The sequence below is a fragment of the Ruegeria sp. SAZD013 genome (assembly GCF_059612525.1).
Map to the genome: position 1 here is coordinate 140,819 of NZ_JBXWQT010000013.1, position 21,320 is coordinate 162,138.

General features: G+C 57.7%; 25 protein-coding genes. 13 read left to right on the forward strand and 12 right to left on the reverse strand.

The genetic code is table 11. The features are described from left to right. Nucleotides 1-12 precede the first annotated feature (12 nt). Complete coding sequence (locus AC2FLU_RS02775; RefSeq protein WP_480475007.1) at nt 13-645, forward strand: hypothetical protein; 633 nt, start codon at nt 13-15, stop codon at nt 643-645. On the opposite strand, the gene AC2FLU_RS02780 is transcribed toward AC2FLU_RS02775, so the two are convergent. Together AC2FLU_RS02780 and AC2FLU_RS02785 are read right to left on the reverse strand one after the other, a co-directional pair. Continuing rightward, nucleotides 634-966, reverse strand: coding sequence for an AzlD domain-containing protein (locus tag AC2FLU_RS02780; protein WP_496808319.1), 333 nt, complete (start codon nt 964-966; stop codon nt 634-636). The genes AC2FLU_RS02775 and AC2FLU_RS02780 overlap by 12 nt on opposite strands. Beyond that, nucleotides 963-1,673 carry an AzlC family ABC transporter permease gene (locus AC2FLU_RS02785; RefSeq protein WP_496808318.1) on the reverse strand — a complete coding sequence of 237 codons (711 nt, stop codon included), beginning with the start codon at nt 1,671-1,673 and terminating at the stop codon, nt 963-965. Before AC2FLU_RS02785 ends, AC2FLU_RS02780 begins: the two co-directional genes overlap by 4 nt. Here AC2FLU_RS02785 and AC2FLU_RS02790 point away from each other — a divergent pair. The 5 genes from AC2FLU_RS02790 to AC2FLU_RS02810 are packed head-to-tail and all read left to right on the forward strand — an operon-like array spanning nt 1,672 to nt 6,407. Next, a complete protein-coding gene (locus AC2FLU_RS02790) occupies nt 1,672-2,610 on the forward strand; it encodes a formate dehydrogenase accessory sulfurtransferase FdhD (protein WP_480494336.1) in 939 nt (312 codons plus the stop codon). The genes AC2FLU_RS02785 and AC2FLU_RS02790 overlap by 2 nt on opposite strands. Continuing rightward, nucleotides 2,607-3,263: a molybdenum cofactor guanylyltransferase MobA gene (mobA, locus tag AC2FLU_RS02795; protein WP_480494334.1), complete on the forward strand. Its 657-nt coding sequence runs from the start codon at nt 2,607-2,609 to the stop codon at nt 3,261-3,263. The genes AC2FLU_RS02790 and mobA overlap by 4 nt, the downstream gene beginning before the upstream one ends. Beyond that, nucleotides 3,260-3,751: a molybdopterin-guanine dinucleotide biosynthesis protein B gene (gene mobB, locus AC2FLU_RS02800; protein WP_496808317.1), complete on the forward strand. Its 492-nt coding sequence runs from the start codon at nt 3,260-3,262 to the stop codon at nt 3,749-3,751. Before mobA ends, mobB begins: the two co-directional genes overlap by 4 nt. After that, on the forward strand, nt 3,748-5,817 hold the full coding sequence (locus tag AC2FLU_RS02805) for a molybdopterin-binding protein (RefSeq protein ID WP_496811853.1): 2,070 nt from the start codon (nt 3,748-3,750) through the stop codon (nt 5,815-5,817). The genes mobB and AC2FLU_RS02805 overlap by 4 nt, the downstream gene beginning before the upstream one ends. After that, nucleotides 5,814-6,407: a GNAT family N-acetyltransferase gene (locus AC2FLU_RS02810; RefSeq protein ID WP_480604700.1), complete on the forward strand. Its 594-nt coding sequence runs from the start codon at nt 5,814-5,816 to the stop codon at nt 6,405-6,407. The genes AC2FLU_RS02805 and AC2FLU_RS02810 overlap by 4 nt, the downstream gene beginning before the upstream one ends. Here the strand turns inward: AC2FLU_RS02810 and AC2FLU_RS02815 are convergent. The 3 genes from AC2FLU_RS02815 to AC2FLU_RS02825 form a co-directional block, all read right to left on the reverse strand. Beyond that, nucleotides 6,404-7,399, reverse strand: a complete 996-nt coding sequence (locus AC2FLU_RS02815; protein WP_496811854.1) for a hypothetical protein — start codon at nt 7,397-7,399, stop codon at nt 6,404-6,406. The two genes, AC2FLU_RS02810 and AC2FLU_RS02815, sit on opposite strands and share 4 nt — an antisense overlap. A gap of 14 nt (nt 7,400-7,413) precedes the next feature. Continuing rightward, on the reverse strand, nt 7,414-7,884 hold the full coding sequence (gene greA, locus AC2FLU_RS02820) for a transcription elongation factor GreA (RefSeq protein WP_480518399.1): 471 nt from the start codon (nt 7,882-7,884) through the stop codon (nt 7,414-7,416). A 234-nt stretch (nt 7,885-8,118) separates the two neighbouring features. Further along, a complete protein-coding gene (locus AC2FLU_RS02825) occupies nt 8,119-8,499 on the reverse strand; it encodes a VOC family protein (RefSeq protein WP_480518401.1) in 381 nt (126 codons plus the stop codon). 80 nt (nt 8,500-8,579) lie between these two features. On the opposite strand from AC2FLU_RS02825, the gene soxR reads away from it, so the two are divergent. The 4 genes from soxR to AC2FLU_RS02845 all read left to right on the forward strand — a co-directional run bounded on the left by soxR (nt 8,580) and on the right by AC2FLU_RS02845 (nt 13,445). After that, nucleotides 8,580-9,035: a redox-sensitive transcriptional activator SoxR gene (gene soxR / locus AC2FLU_RS02830; RefSeq protein ID WP_496808315.1), complete on the forward strand. Its 456-nt coding sequence runs from the start codon at nt 8,580-8,582 to the stop codon at nt 9,033-9,035. 136 nt (nt 9,036-9,171) lie between these two features. Continuing rightward, nucleotides 9,172-10,818 carry an electron transfer flavoprotein-ubiquinone oxidoreductase gene (locus AC2FLU_RS02835; protein WP_496808314.1) on the forward strand — a complete coding sequence of 549 codons (1,647 nt, stop codon included), beginning with the start codon at nt 9,172-9,174 and terminating at the stop codon, nt 10,816-10,818. 103 nt (nt 10,819-10,921) lie between these two features. Next, complete coding sequence (locus AC2FLU_RS02840; RefSeq protein WP_496808313.1) at nt 10,922-12,634, forward strand: tetratricopeptide repeat protein; 1,713 nt, start codon at nt 10,922-10,924, stop codon at nt 12,632-12,634. Further along, nucleotides 12,624-13,445, forward strand: a complete 822-nt coding sequence (locus tag AC2FLU_RS02845; protein WP_480554228.1) for a 4-(cytidine 5'-diphospho)-2-C-methyl-D-erythritol kinase — start codon at nt 12,624-12,626, stop codon at nt 13,443-13,445. The genes AC2FLU_RS02840 and AC2FLU_RS02845 overlap by 11 nt, the downstream gene beginning before the upstream one ends. On the opposite strand, the gene AC2FLU_RS02850 is transcribed toward AC2FLU_RS02845, so the two are convergent. Then, complete coding sequence (locus AC2FLU_RS02850; RefSeq protein WP_480554227.1) at nt 13,438-14,436, reverse strand: polyprenyl synthetase family protein; 999 nt, start codon at nt 14,434-14,436, stop codon at nt 13,438-13,440. The genes AC2FLU_RS02845 and AC2FLU_RS02850 overlap by 8 nt on opposite strands. Before the next feature lie 56 nt (nt 14,437-14,492). Between AC2FLU_RS02850 and AC2FLU_RS02855 the strand changes: the two genes are divergently transcribed. The 3 genes from AC2FLU_RS02855 (at nt 14,493) to AC2FLU_RS02865 (ending at nt 15,765) form a co-directional block, all read left to right on the forward strand. Then, nucleotides 14,493-14,708, forward strand: a complete 216-nt coding sequence (locus tag AC2FLU_RS02855) for a putative signal transducing protein (RefSeq protein ID WP_050604033.1) — start codon at nt 14,493-14,495, stop codon at nt 14,706-14,708. After that, nucleotides 14,705-15,469 carry a tRNA1(Val) (adenine(37)-N6)-methyltransferase gene (locus tag AC2FLU_RS02860; RefSeq protein WP_480554226.1) on the forward strand — a complete coding sequence of 255 codons (765 nt, stop codon included), beginning with the start codon at nt 14,705-14,707 and terminating at the stop codon, nt 15,467-15,469. The genes AC2FLU_RS02855 and AC2FLU_RS02860 overlap by 4 nt, the downstream gene beginning before the upstream one ends. 131 nt (nt 15,470-15,600) lie before the next feature. Next, nucleotides 15,601-15,765 (forward strand): YdcH family protein, encoded by a 165-nt coding sequence (locus tag AC2FLU_RS02865; RefSeq protein WP_083445267.1) that lies wholly within the window; start codon nt 15,601-15,603, stop codon nt 15,763-15,765. On the opposite strand, the gene yddG is transcribed toward AC2FLU_RS02865, so the two are convergent. The 6 genes from yddG to AC2FLU_RS02895 form a co-directional block, all read right to left on the reverse strand. Beyond that, nucleotides 15,762-16,628 carry an aromatic amino acid exporter YddG gene (yddG, locus tag AC2FLU_RS02870; protein ID WP_496808312.1) on the reverse strand — a complete coding sequence of 289 codons (867 nt, stop codon included), beginning with the start codon at nt 16,626-16,628 and terminating at the stop codon, nt 15,762-15,764. The two genes, AC2FLU_RS02865 and yddG, sit on opposite strands and share 4 nt — an antisense overlap. After that, on the reverse strand, nt 16,625-17,572 hold the full coding sequence (locus tag AC2FLU_RS02875; RefSeq protein WP_496808311.1) for a transcriptional regulator GcvA: 948 nt from the start codon (nt 17,570-17,572) through the stop codon (nt 16,625-16,627). Before AC2FLU_RS02875 ends, yddG begins: the two co-directional genes overlap by 4 nt. Before the next feature lie 298 nt (nt 17,573-17,870). Beyond that, nucleotides 17,871-18,593 carry an acetoacetyl-CoA reductase gene (gene phbB, locus AC2FLU_RS02880; protein WP_209506587.1) on the reverse strand — a complete coding sequence of 241 codons (723 nt, stop codon included), beginning with the start codon at nt 18,591-18,593 and terminating at the stop codon, nt 17,871-17,873. A gap of 187 nt (nt 18,594-18,780) precedes the next feature. Continuing rightward, nucleotides 18,781-19,956, reverse strand: coding sequence for an acetyl-CoA C-acetyltransferase (locus AC2FLU_RS02885; RefSeq protein WP_480475041.1), 1,176 nt, complete (start codon nt 19,954-19,956; stop codon nt 18,781-18,783). 190 nt (nt 19,957-20,146) lie between these two features. Next, a complete protein-coding gene (locus AC2FLU_RS02890) occupies nt 20,147-20,980 on the reverse strand; it encodes an EAL domain-containing protein (RefSeq protein ID WP_496811855.1) in 834 nt (277 codons plus the stop codon). A 103-nt stretch (nt 20,981-21,083) separates the two neighbouring features. Beyond that, entirely contained in the window at nt 21,084-21,272 is a 189-nt protein-coding gene (locus tag AC2FLU_RS02895; protein WP_480585514.1) for a hypothetical protein, read from the reverse strand. Nucleotides 21,273-21,320: the final 48 nt, after the last annotated feature.

Here is a 21,320-nt window from a genome sequence, read left to right on the forward strand (position 1 = left end):
TCGGGGGCGGCTTTGCTCAGGATATTGACTGCGTGCCTTGTGGCCGCAACGCTGGCTGGTTGCGCTGCATCACAGCGCCCGCAAGCGGATCAGACTGAAATAACGTCCCGTTCCTATCGCGATCCGGGGCCATCGACCCTGACCTTGTACACGATGATCAGCACCCGGACCGGTTCGGGCGCGCATACGTCGTTGATGATCAGCGGCAGTGAGCGGGTTATTTTCGACCCGGCAGGATCGTTCCGGGCGGATGTTGTACCGATCAGGAACGACGTGCTGTACGGAATCACTCCGAATGTCGAACGTGCGTATCGCAGCAGCCACGCCCGCGAAACACATTATGCGCGCATCCAGACGATCGAGGTCACCCCGCAACAGGCCGAAATTGCATTGCAACTGGCCAAGCAGATGGGCCCGGTGGCTGGTGCTTTCTGTGCGAACTCTACTTCGCAACTGTTGCAGCAGGTTCCGGGGTTCGAACAGATCACGACTACATTCTATCCGGTCAAACTGTCGGATCAGTTTGGAGCGTTGCAAGGTGTTCAAACGGCGGAATACCGTGAAAACGACGACGCGGACCTGCAAAAGGGACTGGCGTTCAACAATGCGCGCCTGAACCAGCTGGACGCGGCTTCATCCAACTAGATACAGCAATGTGTAAAGTGTTGCCGCCCCGGTAAAAATGGCCGCCAGCACGTTCTTGGTTAGAATGCCCACAGACAATGCAACCGCTGCGGCCGACAAACGGGGTATATCCGGTTGTCCTTCGGTGGCTGCAGGCCAAACCACCAGCGGCGCGATCAGTGCGGGCAGGATGGCCACGGCTGTATATCGAAGGTGACGTAACAACCAGGGCGGCATTGGGCGATCACCGACGAGACCGATGAAGGTAAAGCGCAAAGCATAGCTGCCCACCGCAAGACCCACGATGATGATCCATATTGTTGTCTGATCGATCTGGTTCATGGCGTGTTCCGCTTTAGCATCAATTCCGCCTGCGCGCCGGCCATCATCCCTGCCGCGCCTGCGATCAGCAGGCCCAGATTGAACGGCACACTCACGGTCAGCAGGGCAACGACAATGGCGACCAGGGCGGCGATGACATGGGCCAGCGTACGCATCATTGGCCCGATCATCGCCAGAAAGGTGATCGGCAGGGCAAAGTCCAGCGCCCAACTCTCTGGAATCTGAGCGCCCAGCACGGCACCCAGACAGGTTCCCAGAACCCACAGCGGTGTGATCGGAGTGATCGAACCCAGGAAATATGCCATTCGCTGGGGGATCGTTAGATCAGGCTCTTTTTCGAACTGCACGATTGAACAGGCGTAAGACTGATCCACGATCAGGTAAGCCGCACATGCTCTTTGCCACAAGGGGGCGGCACCCAAGAACGGCGTCAGCGATGCGGAATACATCGCAACCCGCAGGTTCACTGCCAGCGCCGAAATCAAAACGATGATTGTAGGCGTTTCATCCTGCAGAAGTTGCAGAGCTGTGAACTGCGCCGCGCCTGCAAAAACGGTGACGGAGAAGGCAATGGTCTGCACGATATTCAGCCCGGCTTCTGTCGCGAAGACACCAAACAACAGGCCAAAAGGCACAGCCACGAAGACAAACGGCGTGCCGTCGCGAAAACCTTTCCAGAAGTAAGACTTGGATGTGGCAGAGGCCATGGCTAAATCCTATGGTGACGCCAGCAGCAGTATCGGTCTTGTGGAGGGGTTGCAATTGGTCACCGAAACCGACGTGTCAGACTATGTAATCGCTCCTGATCCGGGCGCGGCCCGCTTGACCCGTGCCGTCGAGGGGGTGGACCAGAATGGCGAGGTCAGTCAGATTTCAGTGGTTGAAGAGCGCCCACTGACGATCTTCCTCAACGCGCAGGAAATTGTGACGGCGATGACGATTGGCGACTATCCCGAATATCTGGCGCTGGGTTTCCTGCGAAATCAGGGCATGTTGCTGGCCGATGATGAGATTACCCGTGTCGATTACGATGATGATCTTGAAACCGTTGTTGTCCGCACCGCACGCGCGACTTCGTACGAGGACAAGCTGAAGAAAAAGACGCGCACCAGTGGCTGCGCTGTGGGAACGGTGTTCGGGGACATGATGGAGGGTCTTGAGGGCGTTCAGCTGCCGCAAGTGCAGGTGCGTACCTCGTGGCTTTACGAACTGGCGGCCAAGATCAATCGCACCCCGTCGCTTTATCTTGAGGCCGGGGCAATTCATGGGACTGTATTGTGCCGCGAAAACCGTCCGCTGGTTTATATGGAAGACGTGGGTCGCCATAATGCCGTCGACAAGATCGCAGGCTGGATGCTGTCCGAGGGGGCGACGGCAGAGGACAAGATCCTCTATACCACCGGTCGCCTGACATCCGAGATGGTGATCAAAACGGCGATGATGGGTATTCCTGTGTTGGCGTCCCGTTCCGGCTTCACCGCCTGGGGTGTCGAGATCGCGCGTGAGCTCGGCCTTACGCTGATCGGCCGGATGCGCGGACAGCGCTTTGTTTGTCTTTCCGGTGAGGAACGGTTGGTTCGCGATGTGGACCCGTCGACGGTTGTGGCCGAAGACAGGAAACACCGGCGGAAGAGTAGCCAATGAGTGATGAAAACAAAAAACCTCTCGGCGTCATCCTCGCAGGCGGGCAGGCCACCCGGATGGGTGGTGGTGACAAAGGTTTATTGCAGATTGGCGGGCGGAGCCTGCTGTCCCATGTCGTTGATCGGCTGTCTCCTCAAGTCGGTGGTTTGGCCCTGAACGCAAATGGTGACCCCGAGCGTTTCAGCGATTTGACGCTACCCGTTCTGCCTGACACGATTGAAGGCTTCGCTGGCCCTTTGGCCGGTGTTCTGGCGGGGCTCGACTGGGCGGCAGATCAGGGGGCCGACAGTATCGTAACGGCTGCCGCAGATACACCGTTCTTCCCGCGTGATTTGGTGGCGCGCCTGCAAGAGGCGGCAGAGGGGCAGGTGCATCCTCTGGTCTTGGCCACTACTCCGCGAACGGGCGACGAAGCGCTGAAATCCGGAGGGGGCAGGCGGGTCAACCGGCACCCGACCTTTGGGCTCTGGCCTGTGGCTCTGCGCGATGATCTGCGGGCGGCTCTGACGGACGGGTTGCGCAAGGTCGTGCTGTGGACTGATAAACATGACGGACGCGAGGCTATGTTCCAGGCTGACCCGTTTGATCCGTTCTTCAACGTCAATACACCTGACGATTTGGACCGCGCCCGGACACTGTTGGAGCAGGTATGAGAGTCTACGGTGTCACTGGCTGGAAAAACGCAGGCAAAACCGGGCTGATGGAACGGCTGTTGACCGAGATCACGGGGCGGGGTTTTACCGTCTCAACTGTCAAACATGCGCATCACGGCGTCGATGTGGACCAGCCGGGCACGGACAGTCATCGTCACCGCGTTGCTGGTGCCAGCGAGGTGTTGCTTGCGTCGGGGCAGCGCGTCGCCTTGATGCAAGAGCTGCGCGGTGCGCACGAGCCAACTTTGGCCGAATTGCTGGCGCGGCTTTCTCCGGTTGATCTGGTGCTGGTCGAAGGCTTCAAGCGGGAAGGTCACCCAAAGATCGAGGCGTTTCGCGCCGAGGCGGGAAACCCTTTGATCGCGATTGAAAACGATACCGTTCGAGCCGTTGCCAGCGACACGGCGCTGGAACTGGATTGCCCGGTTTTCGACTTGAATGATACAGTCAGGATCGCGGACTTCATATTGGATGAGGTCGGTTTGTGACCCTGTTCCAGACCTTTGCCATGGTGGACTGGTCTGGTGGAAATGACACCGGGCCAACACCGCGCAAAGACGCGATCTGGGTCTGTATTGCGCGTGAAGGGCGGGCACAGGGACCTGAATACCTACGCAACCGGGCGCTTGCCGAGGCGTGGCTGGATGCCCTGATCCACACCGAACTGAAAGCAGGCCGACGCCTATTTCTGGGGTTTGACTTCCCTTTTGGATACCCGAAGGGTTTTGCCCGCGCGATGACCGGAACGGATGACCCCTTGGTCTTGTGGGATTGGTTCGAACAGCATGTCGAGGACGGTCCGAAAACGAACAATCGTTTCGACTTGGCAGGCCGGATCAATCGACAATTCGGAGGAAGAGGCCCATTTTGGATGAATGGCCTTGGGCGCGAAATTGATGGTTTGCCGCGAACCAAGACGGGCTATTCCAATCCGTTTTCCGACCGTCGTGCGGTTGAAGCCTCGGCAAAAGGCAGTTTCACCTGCTGGCAGATGGCGGGTGCAGGCGCGGTCGGTGGGCAGGTGATGATGGGGCTTCCAGTCCTAAGCAGGCTCCGCCATCGCTTTGCCGGACAAGTCGCGGTCTGGCCGTTCGAGCCGTTGGATAAACCCGTCGCCTTTGTGGAGATCTGGCCGTCGCTCACCTTGGGAGCGCAACCAGATGGGCGGATCAAGGATGCTTGGCAAGTCGAACAGGTCGCCTTGACTCTGTCGCGTTTGACAGAGCAGGAGTTGAATGCGCAATTAGATGTTTCTGCGGCAGAGGAAGGCTGGATATTGGGTGTTACACAGAACAAGCCGAACATAGCCCCGCCACCGTTGCGCAACGATTGTTTTGCGCTGCCAGCGGGTGTGGAGTGGACGCCGGTTGATGACGCCTTGGCCTATTTGCGCGACAGGTTGCATCCGATTACCTCGGTTGACACGGTCGCGCTGAATAAGGCGGGTGGGCGCATTCTGGCAGAAGATGTTACAGCCCAACGTTCCAACCCGCCGCAACCGAATACAGCCGTGGATGGGTTCGGGTTCGCTGGTCCGGTTTCAGATGGGCCACAGATCCTGCCGCTGGTCGATGGGCGCGCAGCAGCCGGTATCCCGTTTGAAGGTGACGTTCCCGTGGGCCAGGCATTGCGCGTTCTGACGGGTGCGGCGCTGCCTGACGGGGTGGATACGGTTATTCTGGAAGAAGATGTCACAGTTAAAGACGGGCATATCGCGTTCCATGGTCCGCTGAAAAAGGGGGCAAATACCAGGCAAGCGGGCGAGGATGTGGCCGCAGGCGATCTGGCCCTGCCTACAGGACGCCGATTGACACCGGCTGATCTTGCGTTACTCACCGCTTTGGGCATTGCCGAGGTGAATGTGCGCAAGCCGCTGCGTGTCGCCGTGGTATCGACCGGCGATGAACTGATCGACGCCGGAGCGCGCGCCGGACCGGGTCAGATATTCGACGCCAACCGCCCGATGCTGTTGTCTCTGGTCGAAAGGCTGGGGTTTGTACCTGTGGATATGGGGCGTGTTTCAGATGATCGGGACGCCCTGCGGGAACGGCTGGATCAGGCTGCGGAACAGGCAGATGTGATACTGACGAGTGGTGGCGCATCTGCTGGTGACGAAGACCACGTATCTGCCTTGCTGCGCCAGGCGGGGGCGATGCAACACTGGAGGATCGCCTTGAAACCCGGTCGCCCTCTGGCTTTGGGGTTGTGGTCCGGAACCCCTGTCTTTGGACTGCCCGGCAATCCCGTTGCCGCCTTGGTCTGCACCTTGATCTTTGCGCGACCGGCGCTGGGCCTGATGTCTGGCGAAGGCTGGATCGAACCGCAAGGGTTCGAAGTTCCCGCGGCCTTTGAAAAGCGCAAGAAACCGGGCCGCCGCGAATACCTGCGCGCGCGCATACGGGAAGGCCGGGTTGAAGTCTTCAAGTCAGAAGGATCGGGCAGGATCAGCGGGCTCAGCTGGGCCGAAGGGCTGGTCGAAATTGAAGATGGAGCTCGGCACATCCAACCCGGGGATATGGTTCGCTTCATACCGTATGGAAGTTTCGGATTGTGAAAATCACGGTCTCACGCGGTTTTTCTGATGCTGAACGCCCACTGGTGGCGACCCTGTTCTGGCAGGCATTTTCGGCGAAACTGAATAAAGTCATGGGCCCGGATGAAAAGGGGCTGGCTTTCTTCGAAACTTCGTTGAACCCGGATTATGCGCTGGTTGCACGGGACAAGGAAGACCGGGTTTTGGGGCTTGCAGGTTTCAAGACACGCGATGGTGCATTGGCCGGAGGCAGAATGTCAGACCTAGCAAAGGTCTATGGCTGGTTTGGGGCCATTTGGCGCGCCCTCATCCTCAGCATTTTGGAGCGCGAACTGAAACCCGGCGTGTTTCAGATGGATGGCATATTTGTGGCCGCGGGCTCGCGTGGTAAAGGTGTTGGTACGGCCTTGCTGGATGCCGTTAAGCGTGAGGCGCGGAAACAAAACATGTCAGTCGTTCAGCTTGACGTTATCGACACAAACCCCCGCGCCCGCGCTTTATATGAGCGCGAAGGATTTCGGCCTGTGGGTGAAGAAAAAACCGGACCTTTAAGTTACGTGTTTGGTTTCAGCAGCGCGACCAAGATGTCTTGGGTCGTCAAATCGGACTAATCAAACGTCCCGGCCACGCGTCCCAGCAACATGAACGCCCGCGCCGTGCGGGTCTCACCCAAAGCGCTCAGTTCTGCATCGCTTGCGTTGGGCTCGAACTCGGCCATCATCTTGTCGAAGCGGCGGAGAAAATGGTGGGCGGCGTCGCGGAAAATCGGATCCTGTTTCATCCGCGCAGCTGTCAGTGCCAGCGAGGACCTGTCCCGTACACCCCCCAGCGCGGCAACGGCGCGACCCCGCGCGCCCTGCGCGAACTGGCGCCAGATTTCGGGCCGGGCCATGTCAGGGCGCAAGTCGTCCATATAGATGCCTTCCTGGCTGAGCAGTGTAAGAACATCCTGCGAGGCTTGCACGATCTGTGCCGTCTTGCGGTCTTTCAGCGCCACGCGCAGGGCGTTGAACCCTTCGGTGTCATTCTGAGTTTCCGGAAAATTCAAGGCGCGGATAAAGATATCGGTGCTCAGCGGTGGCGCAATTTCTTCCGCAGATGTGCCCAGTTCAAGCGAGGTCTGAGCACCCGCAACGAGTGGTTTTGCCGGGGCATAAGGGGGCGTTGTGCGCTTGGTCGAAAATGTTGCCAGCGTGCTTTCGGTTTTCCGCGTCGCGGCTGCGATCTCATCCAGTTTCTTGGCCACTGCCGGTTCGTAGGTGCTGGATGCGCGCTGCTGCTGCGCCACATAAGCCTGACGGATCGCATCAATCGCAGTTTGCAGCCGCTCGCTTTCCTCGCGCATCACGCGGCTGGCACGCATGGCAGTGGCCGCGACCCAGATCATCGCCACAGGCATGAAAACGGCCAGAAAGGTGACAACAAAACCACCGCTTTGCGCCTTATCTGGCAACACCAGAAAAACAACCGACACCACCAGCCAAATTAGGCTGAGCACCAGTGCGGCAATCTCAATCTCGGTGACAGACGGTGCCTTTGGGCGGTCATAGATGCCCAGCGAAGTCGGTCTTTCAGTTTCCGGGTCAGGTTTGGGCCCCGACATTACATGCGCTCCGGTTAGGCGTACTTGATACTCAGAATTTCATAAGAACGCACGCCGCCAGGGGTGCGCACCTCGACGCTGTCACCTTCGTCCTTGCCGATCAGGGCGCGGGCGATGGGGGATTTGATATTCAAAAGGCCGGCTTCGATATTGGCTTCATATTCACCGACGATTTGCCACGTCTTTTCTTCGTCGGTATCCTCGTCAACCAAAGTAACCTTTGCGCCAAATTTGACTGCGCCGGACAGTTTTGTTGGATCAATTACATCCGCTAGCGAAAGGATACCTTCCAGTTCTTTAATGCGGCCTTCGATAAACCCCTGCTTTTCGCGGGCTGAATGGTATTCGGCATTTTCTTTCAGGTCGCCAAGTTCACGCGCCGATGCGATGGCTTCGATGATCGCAGGGCGTTCAACGGATTTGAGGTTCTTCAGCTCAGCTGCGAGTGCGGCATTGCCCGCAGGCGTCATAGGGATCTTTTCCATACTCTCTACGTCCACGCATAAACTGACTCGCCCCGCCGCACAGAAGCGTCGGGGCGAGTCCTAGGTTGACGATTACCTGACCCAAATACCACGTGAATTGCAAGAGGTGTCAGCAGGTGCAGCGATCAATTCGCAACATCGTGCCGTCTGGATTGTTTCGGGTGTGGCCTGTGGCGATGGTCCGGTTGCCCGCCCTTGCACCATCGCCTCGAAGGCGTGCAGAGCCACAGCATCTCAATCATATTGAACCACTTCAAACTCGATGCCGTTGTCATCCCTGAAATAGAACCGACGCCCCGGTTCGTAATCGGCATGATTATGGGGTTCGAACCCCGCCTTGCGCACCTTGACCTCGGTTGCGTCGATATCTTCGACCAGAACACCAACATGGTTCAGCCCGCCGACGACATCGTAGCTGCTTTCGACCAATGGTTTCGGCGCATCGGGTTTGTAAAGCGCAAGATAGGTGTGTGCCGATCCGACATGCACTGTATATCCGCCTGATATTGCGGGCCCTTCCCACCGTGTTTTCCAGCCAAAGACCTGCTGCATCCAGGCGGCCGAGGCCTGTGGGTCGCTGACAGTGAAATTGGTATGCTCAAGCGTTGCCATCATGGGATCTCCTTTTTGGCTTGTTTCGACTCACCGTAATTTCTAAACCTAACTTTAGGTCAAGGTATTTCTTCGAGGATGACATGGCTGTTTCAGAAGGGTTGGCAATCGGGGCATTGGCCCGACGTACGGGGTTGGCCGTTTCAGCGATACGGTATTACGAAGCACAGGGTTTGATTGCGCCCTGGCGCAATGCGGGTAGGCAGCGACGTTACCAGCGGGCAGATATCCGGCGGCTGAGCTTTGTCATGATCGCGCAGCAGTTCGGCCTGACTTTACCTGAAATCCGCGAGGTCTTGTCGGGCTTGCCGGGAAAGCGAACACCGACACCGCAGGATTGGAAAGCCATAAGCGTGCGGTTGCGCACTCATCTGGACCAGCGAATCGATACCCTGATGCGATTGCGCGACAATCTGGACGGCTGCATCGGATGCGGATGCCTCAGCTTGCCGAAATGCAAGCTTTATAACCCCGATGACAGGGCAAAATCTCATGGTAGCGGTCCCAGATACCTGATGGGTGATGCACCAGAGGACTGATGTGTCGAATAGCGCCCTTGTTACGCCGTGTTTCGATTGACCAAAGTCTTTCTGACCATGTAATCAGCCGTGAAACAAAATTGCGCAGATCCTGCAGTGACAGCGCCAATTCGGAAAGTAAGCTAGGGAGCCCGCGATGGCCGAGATTGAACGCGAAGCAATGGAATATGACGTGGTGATCGTAGGCGCAGGTCCTGCGGGCCTGTCGGCGGCCATTCGACTGAAACAGTTGGACGCGGATCTGAATGTTGTCGTGTTGGAAAAAGGCTCAGAAGTGGGCGCTCATATCCTGTCTGGCGCAGTTCTCGATCCCTGCGGGCTGGACGCTTTGATCCCGGATTGGAAGGCAAAAGGTGCTCCGCTGAACGTGCCGGTGCATGAAGACAATTTCTACATGCTGGGTGAGGCAGGCAAAATCCGAATCCCCAACTTCCCGATGCCGCCGCTGATGAACAACCATGGTAACTATATCGTGTCGATGGGCAATGTCTGCCGCTGGATGGCCGAGCAGGCCGAAGAGCTGGGCGTGGAAATCTTCCCCGGCATGGCCTGTTCCGAGCTGGTTTACGGCGACAATGGCGAAGTCAAAGGCGTCGTGGCTGGTGTCTTTGGTCTGGAAGCGGACGGTTCTTATGGCCCCAATACTGAGCCGGGCATGGAACTGCACGGCAAATACGTCTTCCTGTCGGAAGGTGTGCGCGGATCACTGTCCAAGGAAGTCATCGCCAAATATGACCTGTCTGTCGGCAAAGAGCCGCAGAAATACGGCGTCGGCATGAAAGAGATCTGGGAGATTGACCCGGCCAAGCACAAGGAAGGTACGGTCACGCACACAATGGGCTGGCCTCTGGGCGGCAACGCAGGCGGCGGATCGTTCATCTACCATCTTGAAAACAATCAGGTCTATGTCGGCTTTGTGGTTCACCTGAACTACAAGAACCCGCACCTGTACCCCTATATGGAGTTCCAGCGCTTCAAGCATCACCCAATGGTGGCCGAGCTGCTTAAAGGCGGCAAGCGCGTGGCATACGGTGCCCGTGCGATCACCGAGGGTGGTCTTCAGTCGATGCCCAAGCTGGTGGCGCCGGGCGTTGCGCTGCTGGGCTGTTCAGCGGGCATGGTCAACGTGCCGCGCATCAAGGGCAACCACAATGCGATGCTATCGGGCAAGGCTGCCGCCGAGGCCGCCTATGACGCGATCAAGGCTGACCGTTCGGGCGATGAGCTGACCGCTTACGAGGCCGACGTTCGCAATGGCGCGATTGGCAAGGACCTGAAGAAGGTGCGCAACGTCAAGCCGATGTGGTCCAAGTGGGGCATGATCCCCTCGCTGGTGCTGGGTGGCCTGGACATGTGGACCAACACATTGGGCTTTTCGTTCTTTGGTACGCTGGGACACGGCAAGAACGATGCCCAGTCGACTGAGGAAGCCAGCAAGCACAAGCCGATCGATTATCCCAAGCCCGATGGGACGCTGTCCTTTGACCGTCTGACCAACGTGTCCTTTGCGGCAACCAATCACGAGGAAAGCCAGCCCTGCCACCTGCGCCTGACGGACCCGGATATCCCGGTCAAGGTCAACCTGCCCAAGTTCGACGAACCGGCGCAGCGCTATTGCCCGGCAGGCGTGTATGAAATGGTCAAGGATGACAACGGTCCGCGATTCGTCATCAACTTCCAGAACTGCGTTCACTGCAAAACCTGCGACATCAAGGATCCAAGCCAGAATATCACCTGGACCACGCCGCAGGGTGGCGACGGACCAAACTATCCGAACATGTAAGCAAAAAACCGGCAATGGCAGGGTCGTGAAGGCTCTGCCATTGCCTCTTGCCGACCGAAGCCCTAGCTTAACCGTCAGTCAACGATAGCAAGGCAGGATTTCGGTGGTTTCCCTGGTTCGTCGCGCGGCATTGTCCGTGCTGCTCATGTCGTCGGTCGCAGTTCCGGCCTTTTCAGAATCGGGTGCTGGTTCTTATCTGGCCGGGCGTCAGGCGATCTACGAAAGCGACTATTCTGCGGCGGAAAGATACTACGCCCAGGCTCTCAGGTTTGATCCGGAAAACGCGCTGCTCTTGGAAAGCGTTGTTGTCGCCCGCCTTGCGCTGGGGGAAATTGCCCGTGCTTTACCTGTTGCAAAGCAGATCGAGGAAGCCAACATTCCCAGCCAGGCCGCGCGCATGGCGATTTCGGCCAATTTGATCGCAGACGGCAAGTTTGACGAACTTCTGGCGCGTGACCCTGAAACGCAGGGGATCGGTCCTTTGGTTGATGGGCTGATGATCGCATGGGCCCATCTGGGGCAAGGTGAAATGACAAAGGCCATGGATCAGTTCGATGCCGTGGCAACGCAGGAAGGCCTCAGGGAATTTGCGCTGTATCACAAAGCCATGGCACTGGCCTCTATCGGCGATTTCGAAGGTGCCGAGGTGATTTTTGCGGATAACAACGGCGCGGTTGCGCGGTTCTCGCGTCGGGCCGCGCTGGCCCGTGCAGAGGTGCTGTCACAGCTGGATCGCAACGAAGACGCCATACAGTTTCTGGACGATGTGTTTGTTTCCGGTAGCGATCCGACCATTGAAGCCTATACCGGCCAATTGACTGCGGGCGAGACGCTTCCGTTCACCCACGCTGGTTCTGCGCTGGATGGAATGGCGGAAATATTCTTTACCGTTGGTGCCGCATTGAACAGCGAGGCTTCGGCTGACTACGTCCTGCTTTACGCACGACTGGCGAGTTTTCTGCGCCCTGACCACGTGGACGCCATTCTGCTGAGCGCGGAATTGCTGGATAAGCTGCAACAGTATGATCTGGCTGTTGCCGCCTATCGCATGGTCCAGGCCGGCAGTAATGACCACCATGCCGCAGAACTTGGACGGGCCGAAATCCTGGACAAGTCCGGAAAAACCGATGCGGCCATTGAAGTTCTGCAAAACCTGGCGCTGCAAAATCCTGATTTACCCAGCGTCCATGTTTCTCTGGCAGATCTTCAACGTCGTCAGGAAAACTATGCGGCTGCGGTTGCCTCTTATGACACTGCGATTGGTTTGACGGACAGTCAGGCAGGCGGGAATTGGTTCCTGCACTACGCGCGCGGTATAAGCCACGAGCGGCTGAAGCAGTGGGATCAGGCTGAATCCGATTTCCGCCGGGCGCTGGAGTTGAATCCGGATCAGCCGCAGGTGCTGAACTATCTGGGCTATTCTTTGGTAGAAAGGAAAGAAAAGCTGGATGAAGCGCTGGACATGATCCAGCGCGCGGTCGAGGCCCGCCCGGATAGTGGCTACATCGTGGATAGTCTGGGTTGGGTTTTGTTCCGTCTGGGTCGTTACGAAGAAGCGGTCGAGCATATGGAGCGCGCGGTCGAGCTGATGCCCGTTGATCCGGTCGTCAATGATCATCTGGGGGACGTCTATTGGGCTGTTGGACGAGCGCGTGAGGCCGAGTTCCAGTGGAAACGGGCTCTGTCCTTCGTTGACCCCGAAGACACGGATGGCGAGGCTGACCCGGATCGCATTCGACGCAAGATCGAAGTCGGACTAAGCGCCGTTCTGGCCGAAGAAGGTGCGGAACCTTTGAAAGTCGCAAATGGAAATTAAGGCGTTTGCGCCCGCCAAGATCAACCTGACCCTCCATGTGACCGGACGTCGTAAGGACGGTTATCACCTGTTGGATTCGTTAGTGGTTTTTGCTGATCTGGGCGATCAGTTGACATTCACACCCGGCCCCGAACTGTCTATGGACGTGATTGGGGAGTTTGCTGAAGGCGTGCCCACGGACAACCGTAATCTGGTCTGGAAAGCGGCCGAAGGCGTCGGCTGGACCGGGCATGTAGACCTGATCAAGTCGCTGCCCCACGGGGCAGGTATAGGGGGTGGGTCATCGGATGCGGCCGCCACGCTTTGGACATTGGCAGGGCAGGGATGTGACGTCCCGCCTGACTTGCCGTTGTCACTGGGGGCAGATGTGCCCGTTTGCCTGGAAAGCCGGGCGATCAGAATGCAAGGCATTGGCGATCGTTTGGCGGCGGTGAACCTTCCGCACTTACCCGCCCTTTTGGTCAACCCGAATGTGCCGGTGCCGACAAATGCCGTTTTCAACGCATTGTCGTCCAGAGACAATCCGCCGATGCCTGAGTTAGTCCCAGATTTTGTAGACGCTGAAGTCTGTGCCCTGTGGTTGCGTGATCAACGCAATGACCTGCAGGTACCTGCCATGGGCGTTGCACCTGAGATCGAGCAGGTTCTGGACGAGTTGAACATGACCAATCGTGCCCTTGTAACGCGCATGTCGGGCTCCGGCTCGACCTGTTATGCGCTGTACCCCACAATGAAAGACGCGCATTTCGCGGCCTATGAGATCGGTGCGGCGCATCCTGATTGGTGGTGCCGCGCGACGCAGCTTAACTAAGGCGCGAGACCACGTAATCGGCCAGTTCGCGCAGCAGGCTGCGAATTTCATGATCAGGTAGAACATCCAAAGATGCCTTTGCCTTGTTCGCCCAGCCCAATGCGTCCTGCCGGGTTTCTTCCAGCGTTGCGTATTTGTCCATCAGGCCCAGCGCATGATCCAGATCGCCTTCCTGTTGGCGGCCCTTTTCGATCGTACGCTCCCAGAACGCGCGTTCTTCGGGCGTGGCCTGTGCAACTGCCTTGATGACAGGCAGGGTCAGCTTTCGTTCGCGGAAATCATCGCCCACATTTTTGCCGGTTGTCTTGCTGTCACCCTGATAATCCAGCAGGTCGTCCGCAATCTGGAATGCGATCCCCAATGCGTCACCATAATCGAACAGAGCTTTGATCTGTTCTTCCGATGCACCGGCGATCACGCCACCCACCTCGGTCGCAGCTGAAAACAAAGCTGCTGTCTTGCCGCGCACGACCTGTAGGTAAACGCTTTCATCTGTACGCAGGTCGGTTGCCGCGGTCATTTGCAGCACCTCGCCTTCGGCGATGGTTGCTGAGGCATTAGCCAAGATATCCAGAACCCGCAGCGAACCCGTTTCGACCATCAATTGGAAGCTGCGGGAAAACAGGTAATCACCGACCAGCACGCTGGATTTGTTATCCCAAAGTAGATTTGCGGTCGGGCGTCCGCGCCGTTGGGCGCTCTCATCCACAACGTCGTCGTGCAGAAGGGTGGCGGTGTGGATGAACTCGACCGTGGCAGCAAGGCGCACGTGGTGCTCACCTGAATAGCGAAACAGCCGCGCCGCTGCCAATGTCAGCATTGGGCGCAGGCGCTTTCCGCCTGCCTCGACCAGGTGCTGGGTCACTTCGGGGATACGTGGGGCATGGTCCGACGCCATCCGGGCGCGGATCAACGTGTTCACAGCCTCCATTTCACCCGCCAGAATTTCAGCGAGGCGCTCATGCGGTTTTGAGATCATGCCGACGGTCATCACACTCCTGATACAAGGCTCGACTTCCGCCCCGCCTTGCCCTTACATCCATCCCCATGAAAGAACTATTGCGCAGTACCGATCCGACGATCCTGGCCTTTGCATCCGCTCTCCTTGAAGGCGAGGATATAGACTGCTTTCAGATGGACGTAAATATGAGCATCCTCGAAGGTGGGATCGGGATCTTTCCCCGCCGACTGATGGTTCGCGCCGAAGACCTGACCCGTGCCGAACGTGTGATGCGCGACAATGAAATTCCGCTGGGCCGATGAACCGGTTTTCCGATGGTGAACTCAGCTGCAATGATTTCCTGGGGGGCAGGATCCGGTTGCTGCAACCTCAGTCGGGTTATCGTGCCGGGGTCGATCCGGTATTGCTTGCCGCATCCGTTCCGGTCAGGGCAGGTCAGTCTGTGTTGGAGCTGGGGTGCGGTGCCGGTGCCGCCATTCTTTGCTTGTCCTCACGAGTGCCCGGTTTGCACGTGACAGGTATCGAGCTCCAGCCCGCCTATGCGGAATTGGCCCGTAGAAACGCGGAAATCAACGGGATAGAACTGGAAGTTGTCGAAGCTGACCTGACCGCTTTGCCCGAGGCGCTTCGGCAGCGCCAGTTCGATCACGTCATTGCGAATCCGCCCTATTATCGGGCGGGGGCGCATAGCCCTGCAAAGGATGCTGGAAGAAGTGTGGCCCTGAGCGAAGACACCCAGTTGGCCGACTGGATTGCAGTGGCTGCCAGACGCCTTGCGCAAAAAGGGTACCTGCACATGATCCAGAAAGCCGATCGACTGCCCGACATGCTGGCAGCGTGCCAAGGGAGATTGGGATCGGTAGAGTTGTTGCCGCTAAGCCCACGGACAGGGCGAGAGGCTGAACTGATCATTCTGCGCGCCCGCAAAGGAGGGCGTGCGGCATTTCGCCTCCACCCACCTTTGATTCTGCACGCGGGTGAACGTCACAAAAAAGACGGCGAAAGCTATACGGATGCGGTTTCGGCTGTGCTTCGGAAGGCCGCTGCCCTGCCCGGGTTCTGACGACGACCGGCAATGTCCAGCCGATTTTGTCGGATTTGTTTCAGATTCTGTGCGTCTGCAGCGTGACAGGGTGGAAACGATGTGATCAACTTCTTACGTGACATACAGACACGTATAAAAGGAGGATCGCAATGAGCGTGAGCGCACATCTGACAGAACTGAAGAAAAAGCATGAATCTCTCGGTCTAGAAGTAGAACAAGCCCAACGCTCGCCAGGCATCGATGATCTCCACATAGCCCAGCTGAAGAAACAGAAGCTCAAGCTGAAGGAAGAGATCGAGCGACTGTCTGCTTAAGATTTCAAACTGGAACGGGCCGCGATCAAGGCCCCGCCGGTAATCAGAAAAGCCGCGATCGCCAGCCCCCAGGATGGGGCAGCGATCCCGGCCATCACCAAAGCAAGTGTCGACAATAGCGGGGCCGCGTAAGATGAGGTCCCGAGCATTTGAATATCACCCTGCTTCACCCCGATATCCCAGACATAAAAGGCCAGCCCAACGGGCCCAAGGCCAAGTGCCAGTACAGAAACCCACCCTAGTGTCGAGTCGGGCAGCACGGTGTCTTCCATTGCCAGATGCAGCAGACCCGAAGCCAACGCAGCCATCAGACAAAAGACCGCAACCGAACTGGTCGGTGTATCACCCAATCTGCGTGACAGAACTGAATAGCCTGACCATGTCATCGCGCAAAGCAGGGCCAATGTGTATCCTGGCAGATGTTGCGCCTGAAAACCTGCGCTCCCGCCTCCGGTGATGATCAAAGCAGCCCCAGCAAAGCCAAGGCACGCCCCAATCAAGTGACCAGCGCGAAGCTGCTCGCCCGGTAGCAGGCCGGAAAACAGAACGATAAGAAGGGGCCAGAGATAGGCAATCAGTCCGGCCTCGGCCGCGGGGGCCATGCGTAGGGCTGAAAAATACAATACGTGGTACCCGAACAGGCCCAATGAACCGAACAGGTAGGTCGTCCAGGGGATCTGTTTCAACCCGCTGAACCCACCGGTTGCGGCTGTCCAGATCAACCCAAGTGTACCACCAATCGAAAAGCAGATCGTGTTCAGCAGCAAAGGCGGTGTAGGTGCAGAGCCGACGGTCAAAAGCGCCAGCAAAGCCCATAATAGTACGGCCCCAAAACCGATGGCTGTTGCGCGCGTTTTGGTCATGATCCGGAAACCTCTTCGATCGGAATAATGTCGAACTCATCCGAAATATGCGCGGTCTTTTCAATCTCGGTCAGGAACCAATCCCGAAATGCTGCGATCTGAGGACGTTTCTCGGCCCCCGGAAGGCACAGGAATCGGAACCGGCCCTGCGTTTCCAGCGCGACCTTGAAGGGGGCAACCAGCCGACCTTCGGTCAAGTCCTTGAGGATCATGGCACGCCGTCCAAGGGCGACACCAACACCAGCGACAGCGGCGTCAATCGCGTGATCTGCGTTGGAAAAATGCGCCCCATGAGTGGGTGTGAAATCGATACCCACAGCGCGGAACCAGGCAGGCCAGTCGCAGGGTGGGGTCAGAAAGTTGATCGAATCGTCGTGGATCAACGGTGCGTCGCGCAGGCTGTCTGGCGTGGTGAATTGTTCCGCCAGCTCCGGGGTCATGACCGGAGTCAGCCACTCCTTTCTTACAGGTACGGAATACAGCCCCTCATCGGCGGAATTGCCAAACCGGATGGCAACATCCACATCATCCCGCTCCAGATCCATATTGCGCAACGTGGCCGAGAATTTCAGATCGATTTCCGGATGCGCACGGGCAAACTCGTAAAGGCGAGGCGCCAGCCACTTTGCGGTCAGCGCCGGACCTGCGGTGACGGTCAGTCCGGTGCCATCCTCCTGCCTGCGTACGGCACGCCACGCGGCTTGCAAGGTGGCAAAGCCTTCTGCCGCGCCGGGGGCCAGGGCGCGGCCCGCATCGGTCAGTTCCACAGCGCGGTTCAGACGGCGGAACAGAGGGCGGCCCAGATGCTCCTCAAGCGATTTGATCTGAAAGGACAGGGCCGCTGGCGTCACGTGCAGCTCTTCCGCCGCTTTCGCGAAGGACATGTGCCGGGCCGCGGCATCAAAAGCCCGAAGCGCGGTAAGTGGGGGCAGATAATCACTCATAGCCAAGAAATTCTTAACTGAAGGTTCAGGAAACTTCGTTTGTCACGGCTTTAAGTGACCTTCATATTCACATCAGGTCAAGCAAAACTGAATTGAAAGGCGGCTGCCATGATCGAGATGACAACAAATCCCGCCGCCCAAGTGGCGATCCTGCGCGCTCATGAAGAGCGTGGCAAGGTGGTCCGGCAGATGTGGAATTGGGTATTGGGTTCCCGCTGATCGCAGCGCGCGCGTTCTTACGGGATCAGAAAGGGCCGGTCCAAAGGGGCCGGCCCGTTTTTTTGTTCACAAGCCTGGATCAGACGAAGAACTGAGCACCGTTGGCCGAGATGGTCGAGCCGTTGATGAACTGAGATTCGTCCGAGGCCAAGAAGGTCACACAGCGTGCAATCTCTTCAGGCTCGCCCAGACGACCGGCAGGGATCTGGCCAATAATCGATTCGCGTACCTTTTCAGGCACCGCCATCACCATCTCGGTTGCGATATAACCGGGGCAGATTGCGTTGGCCGTGATGCCCGCCCGCGCGCCTTCCTGCGCCAGAGATTTCACGATGCCCAAATCGCCAGCTTTGGTCGCAGCATAGTTCACCTGAGCGAACTGGCCCTTCTGACCGTTGATGGAGCTGATGACGATGACACGGCCAAACTTGCGCTCGCGCATGCCAGGCCAGACAGGGTGCACAGTGTTGAACACGCCAGTCAGGTTGGTGTCGATCACGTCTTTCCACTGATCGGGTGTCATTTTATGGAAAGGTGCATCACGGGTGATGCCAGCGTTGGCGACAACGATATCGATGGGGCCAACCTCGGCCTCAACCTTTTCGATACCTGCTTTGGATTCGTCATAATCGGCGACGTTCCACTTGTAGGTCTTAATGCCGGTCTCTTCGGTGAATTTCGCGGCGGCTTCGTCATTCCCTGCATAGGTGGCCGCAACGTTATATCCTTCGGCTTTGAGCGCCTTGGAAATTGCTGCGCCAATGCCGCGAGAACCGCCGGTAACGAGTGCTGTACGTGCCATTTAGGACTCCTCCAATTTTAGTCGCCTTGGTAATGCTGTTACTTTGAGAGATGCTTGTGCGCAATATTGTTTCGTCGTTAAGGTGTTTATTTCGGATGGCAATATCGTCGCACCTAAGGGGTACGACCCCAGTGTAACAAAAAAGGGCGTCCCATGGACGCCCTTTTCTATTTGGTTATTGGCGCACTTAGTCGCGCTCCACACACAGGGCGACACCCATGCCGCCGCCGATGCACAGAGTGGCCAGACCTTTCTTTGCGTCGCGGCGCTTCATTTCGAACAGCAGCGTGTTCAGAACGCGGCAACCTGATGCACCGATCGGGTGGCCGATGGCAATTGCGCCGCCGTTCACGTTCACAATCGACGGGTCCCAGCCCATGTCCTTGTTCACTGCGCAGGCTTGCGCCGCAAAGGCTTCGTTGGCTTCAACCAGGTCCAGATCGTCGACGGACCAACCTGCTTTTTCCAATGCCTTGCGCGAAGCGTAGATCGGGCCAACGCCCATGATCGACGGGTCCAGCCCGGCAGTTGCGTAGGACGCGATGCGAGCCAAAGGTTCGATTCCGCGCTTTTCTGCGTTTTGAGCCGACATCAACAGGGTCGCGGCGGCGCCGTCGTTCAGGCCCGAAGCGTTTGCAGCTGTGACCGATCCGTCCTTGGTAAAGGCGGGGCGCAGCTTTGCCATGGCTTCCATTGTAGCGCCGTGGCGGATGTATTCGTCCTTGTCCATCACGATGTCGCCCTTGCGGGTCTTGATGGTGAAGGGCACGATTTCGTCGACAAACTTGCCAGCTTTTTGCGCCGCCTCGGCCTTGTTCTGCGAAGCGACAGCGAATTCATCCTGCATGTCGCGGCTGATCTGCCATTTCTCGGCAACGTTTTCCGCCGTCTGACCCATGTGATAGCCGTTGAAGGCATCCCACAGACCATCGCGGATCATGGTGTCGATATACTTCATATCGCCCATCTTGTGACCCGCGCGCAGGGCGGCGGCGTGGGGTGACAGGGTCATGTTTTCTTGACCACCAGCGGCGACGATATCGGCATCGCCCAGCTGGATGTGCTGAGCGCCCAATGCGACGGCACGCAGGCCCGAGCCGCAAACCTGGTTGATTCCCCAGGCGGCGCTTTCCTGCGGCAAACCGGCGTTGATATGCGCCTGCCGAGCCGGGTTCTGGCCCTGAGCCGCAGTCAGAACCTGACCCATGATGGTTTCGCTGACTTCGCCTTTTTCAATCCCGGCGCGCTCGACAACTGCTTCCAGGACGGCCGCGCCCAGATCATGTGCGGGGGTGTTCGCAAACGAACCACTAAAGCTGCCAACACCTGTTCGTGCGGCGGATGCGATTACTACGTTGGTCATATGATCAGTCCTTTACCGTCATTATCTGGCGGAATGTCTGACGGCGCAGGCCGAGAGTTTCCCTCTCGAAACAAGAGCGCCCCGTTATCCCCCGCTCAAGTACTTCTGCAATAGCGTAATGCTGCACATGCAGCAACGGGCAGCTTGTCTCAGCTTGGGAAATGGCGGAAAAATGTCGATCACCCACGGATCAACTTGCTGTTTTTGAACTTCTTTCCTGCTTCCACGGGGGTGAAACACTGGGCGCACCGAATAAAAAGCCCTGCATGCAATCCACGCCACTTGCAAGCAAAAACGCCGCATCCTTCTGTGTTTCGACCGATTCGGCAGTGACCAGAATTTCAAACTCACGCGCCACGGCAATCAAGGCCCGCACCAAAGCCTGGTTGTCGGGGCTGTCGCTGATACCCCTGATAAACTGACCATCGATCTCTGCGACGTCGAACAGAAATTCGCGAAAGTGGCGGAAACTGAAGTTGCTGGCACCAAAGTCGTCCAGCGCAAAGGCGATGCCGCGATCCTGAAGGCGGTCCATGAAGTCGACCACCAATTCAGGCACCTGCATGGCAGAGCTTTCGGAGATTTCTAGGATCAGCCGTTCGCCCAGCTGCGGGTCCCGTTTCAGAAACCGGTCCAGTATACCGGACCAGTTGGAATAACCGATCGAGCGGGCGGACATGTTGATCGACAGGCGGATCTGGGGGTTCTTCACCAACGTGCGCAGACCAAGTTCCAACGCGACGCAGTCGAGATCACGTCCGATCGGGGTGTTTTCAACCTGCGGTATGAATTCGCGGGCGGGTATAACACGCCCTGTTTCATCCAGCACGCGAATGAACCCTTCGTAAAACGCGATGCCATGCGGCGGGTGCGCCTGAACAACTGGCTGAAAGGCCAACCGACATTGCTTGTGCTTCACAGCATCGGTTGCCATCTGAACCACCGAACGATCCCGTGTTGACACTGCTGCATTCAAAGGGGTGTCCAACCCTTCGGGAAGATTGGCGAGCTTTTTGTTTCCCATAGGCGCAGATTCTCTTGTGTCCGAAACAGGTGTTTTGACACAGTTTCGGGGCAAACAGATGAATCTGCGGTTAAAGCGTCAGAAGAAGTTGCTTAATGCGGTTTCAGCGCGCGGAATGCCCGGCACGGGCCAGTGATGCCGCGGCTCCAAGAAGGGCTCCTGTCGCACCCAGAATCATCAGGACAAAACCCAGTGCGATCAGCGTGCCAACAAAGCTGCCGAGCGCGGCAAGCATGGCCAGCAACAGGCCAAATAACCCGACGAAGGTCGAAATGGTTGCCAAACGTTTCATGCCGCCCCTCGCTCAACTGTGCGCCACATTCAATGACCGATATGGCGT

Bases quoted from the DNA above. Each gene is read 5' to 3' on its own strand.
- AC2FLU_RS02780 (WP_496808319.1), bottom strand. From the start codon at position 966: ATGAACCAGATCGATCAGACAACAATATGGATCATCATCGTGGGTCTT.
- AC2FLU_RS02790 (WP_480494336.1), top strand. From the start codon at position 1,672: ATGGCTAAATCCTATGGTGACGCCAGCAGCAGTATCGGTCTTGTGGAG.
- AC2FLU_RS02785 (WP_496808318.1), bottom strand. From the start codon at position 1,673: ATGGCCTCTGCCACATCCAAGTCTTACTTCTGGAAAGGTTTTCGCGAC.
- mobA (WP_480494334.1), top strand. From the start codon at position 2,607: ATGAGTGATGAAAACAAAAAACCTCTCGGCGTCATCCTCGCAGGCGGG.
- mobB (WP_496808317.1), top strand. From the start codon at position 3,260: ATGAGAGTCTACGGTGTCACTGGCTGGAAAAACGCAGGCAAAACCGGG.
- AC2FLU_RS02815 (WP_496811854.1), bottom strand. From the start codon at position 7,399: ATGTCGGGGCCCAAACCTGACCCGGAAACTGAAAGACCGACTTCGCTG.
- greA (WP_480518399.1), bottom strand. From the start codon at position 7,884: ATGGAAAAGATCCCTATGACGCCTGCGGGCAATGCCGCACTCGCAGCT.
- AC2FLU_RS02825 (WP_480518401.1), bottom strand. From the start codon at position 8,499: ATGATGGCAACGCTTGAGCATACCAATTTCACTGTCAGCGACCCACAG.
- soxR (WP_496808315.1), top strand. From the start codon at position 8,580: ATGGCTGTTTCAGAAGGGTTGGCAATCGGGGCATTGGCCCGACGTACG.
- AC2FLU_RS02835 (WP_496808314.1), top strand. From the start codon at position 9,172: ATGGCCGAGATTGAACGCGAAGCAATGGAATATGACGTGGTGATCGTA.
- AC2FLU_RS02845 (WP_480554228.1), top strand. From the start codon at position 12,624: ATGGAAATTAAGGCGTTTGCGCCCGCCAAGATCAACCTGACCCTCCAT.
- AC2FLU_RS02850 (WP_480554227.1), bottom strand. From the start codon at position 14,436: ATGACCGTCGGCATGATCTCAAAACCGCATGAGCGCCTCGCTGAAATT.
- AC2FLU_RS02855 (WP_050604033.1), top strand. From the start codon at position 14,493: ATGAAAGAACTATTGCGCAGTACCGATCCGACGATCCTGGCCTTTGCA.
- AC2FLU_RS02860 (WP_480554226.1), top strand. From the start codon at position 14,705: ATGAACCGGTTTTCCGATGGTGAACTCAGCTGCAATGATTTCCTGGGG.
- AC2FLU_RS02865 (WP_083445267.1), top strand. From the start codon at position 15,601: ATGAGCGTGAGCGCACATCTGACAGAACTGAAGAAAAAGCATGAATCT.
- yddG (WP_496808312.1), bottom strand. From the start codon at position 16,628: ATGACCAAAACGCGCGCAACAGCCATCGGTTTTGGGGCCGTACTATTA.
- AC2FLU_RS02875 (WP_496808311.1), bottom strand. From the start codon at position 17,572: ATGAGTGATTATCTGCCCCCACTTACCGCGCTTCGGGCTTTTGATGCC.
- phbB (WP_209506587.1), bottom strand. From the start codon at position 18,593: ATGGCACGTACAGCACTCGTTACCGGCGGTTCTCGCGGCATTGGCGCA.
- AC2FLU_RS02885 (WP_480475041.1), bottom strand. From the start codon at position 19,956: ATGACCAACGTAGTAATCGCATCCGCCGCACGAACAGGTGTTGGCAGC.
- AC2FLU_RS02890 (WP_496811855.1), bottom strand. From the start codon at position 20,980: ATGGGAAACAAAAAGCTCGCCAATCTTCCCGAAGGGTTGGACACCCCT.
- AC2FLU_RS02895 (WP_480585514.1), bottom strand. From the start codon at position 21,272: ATGAAACGTTTGGCAACCATTTCGACCTTCGTCGGGTTATTTGGCCTG.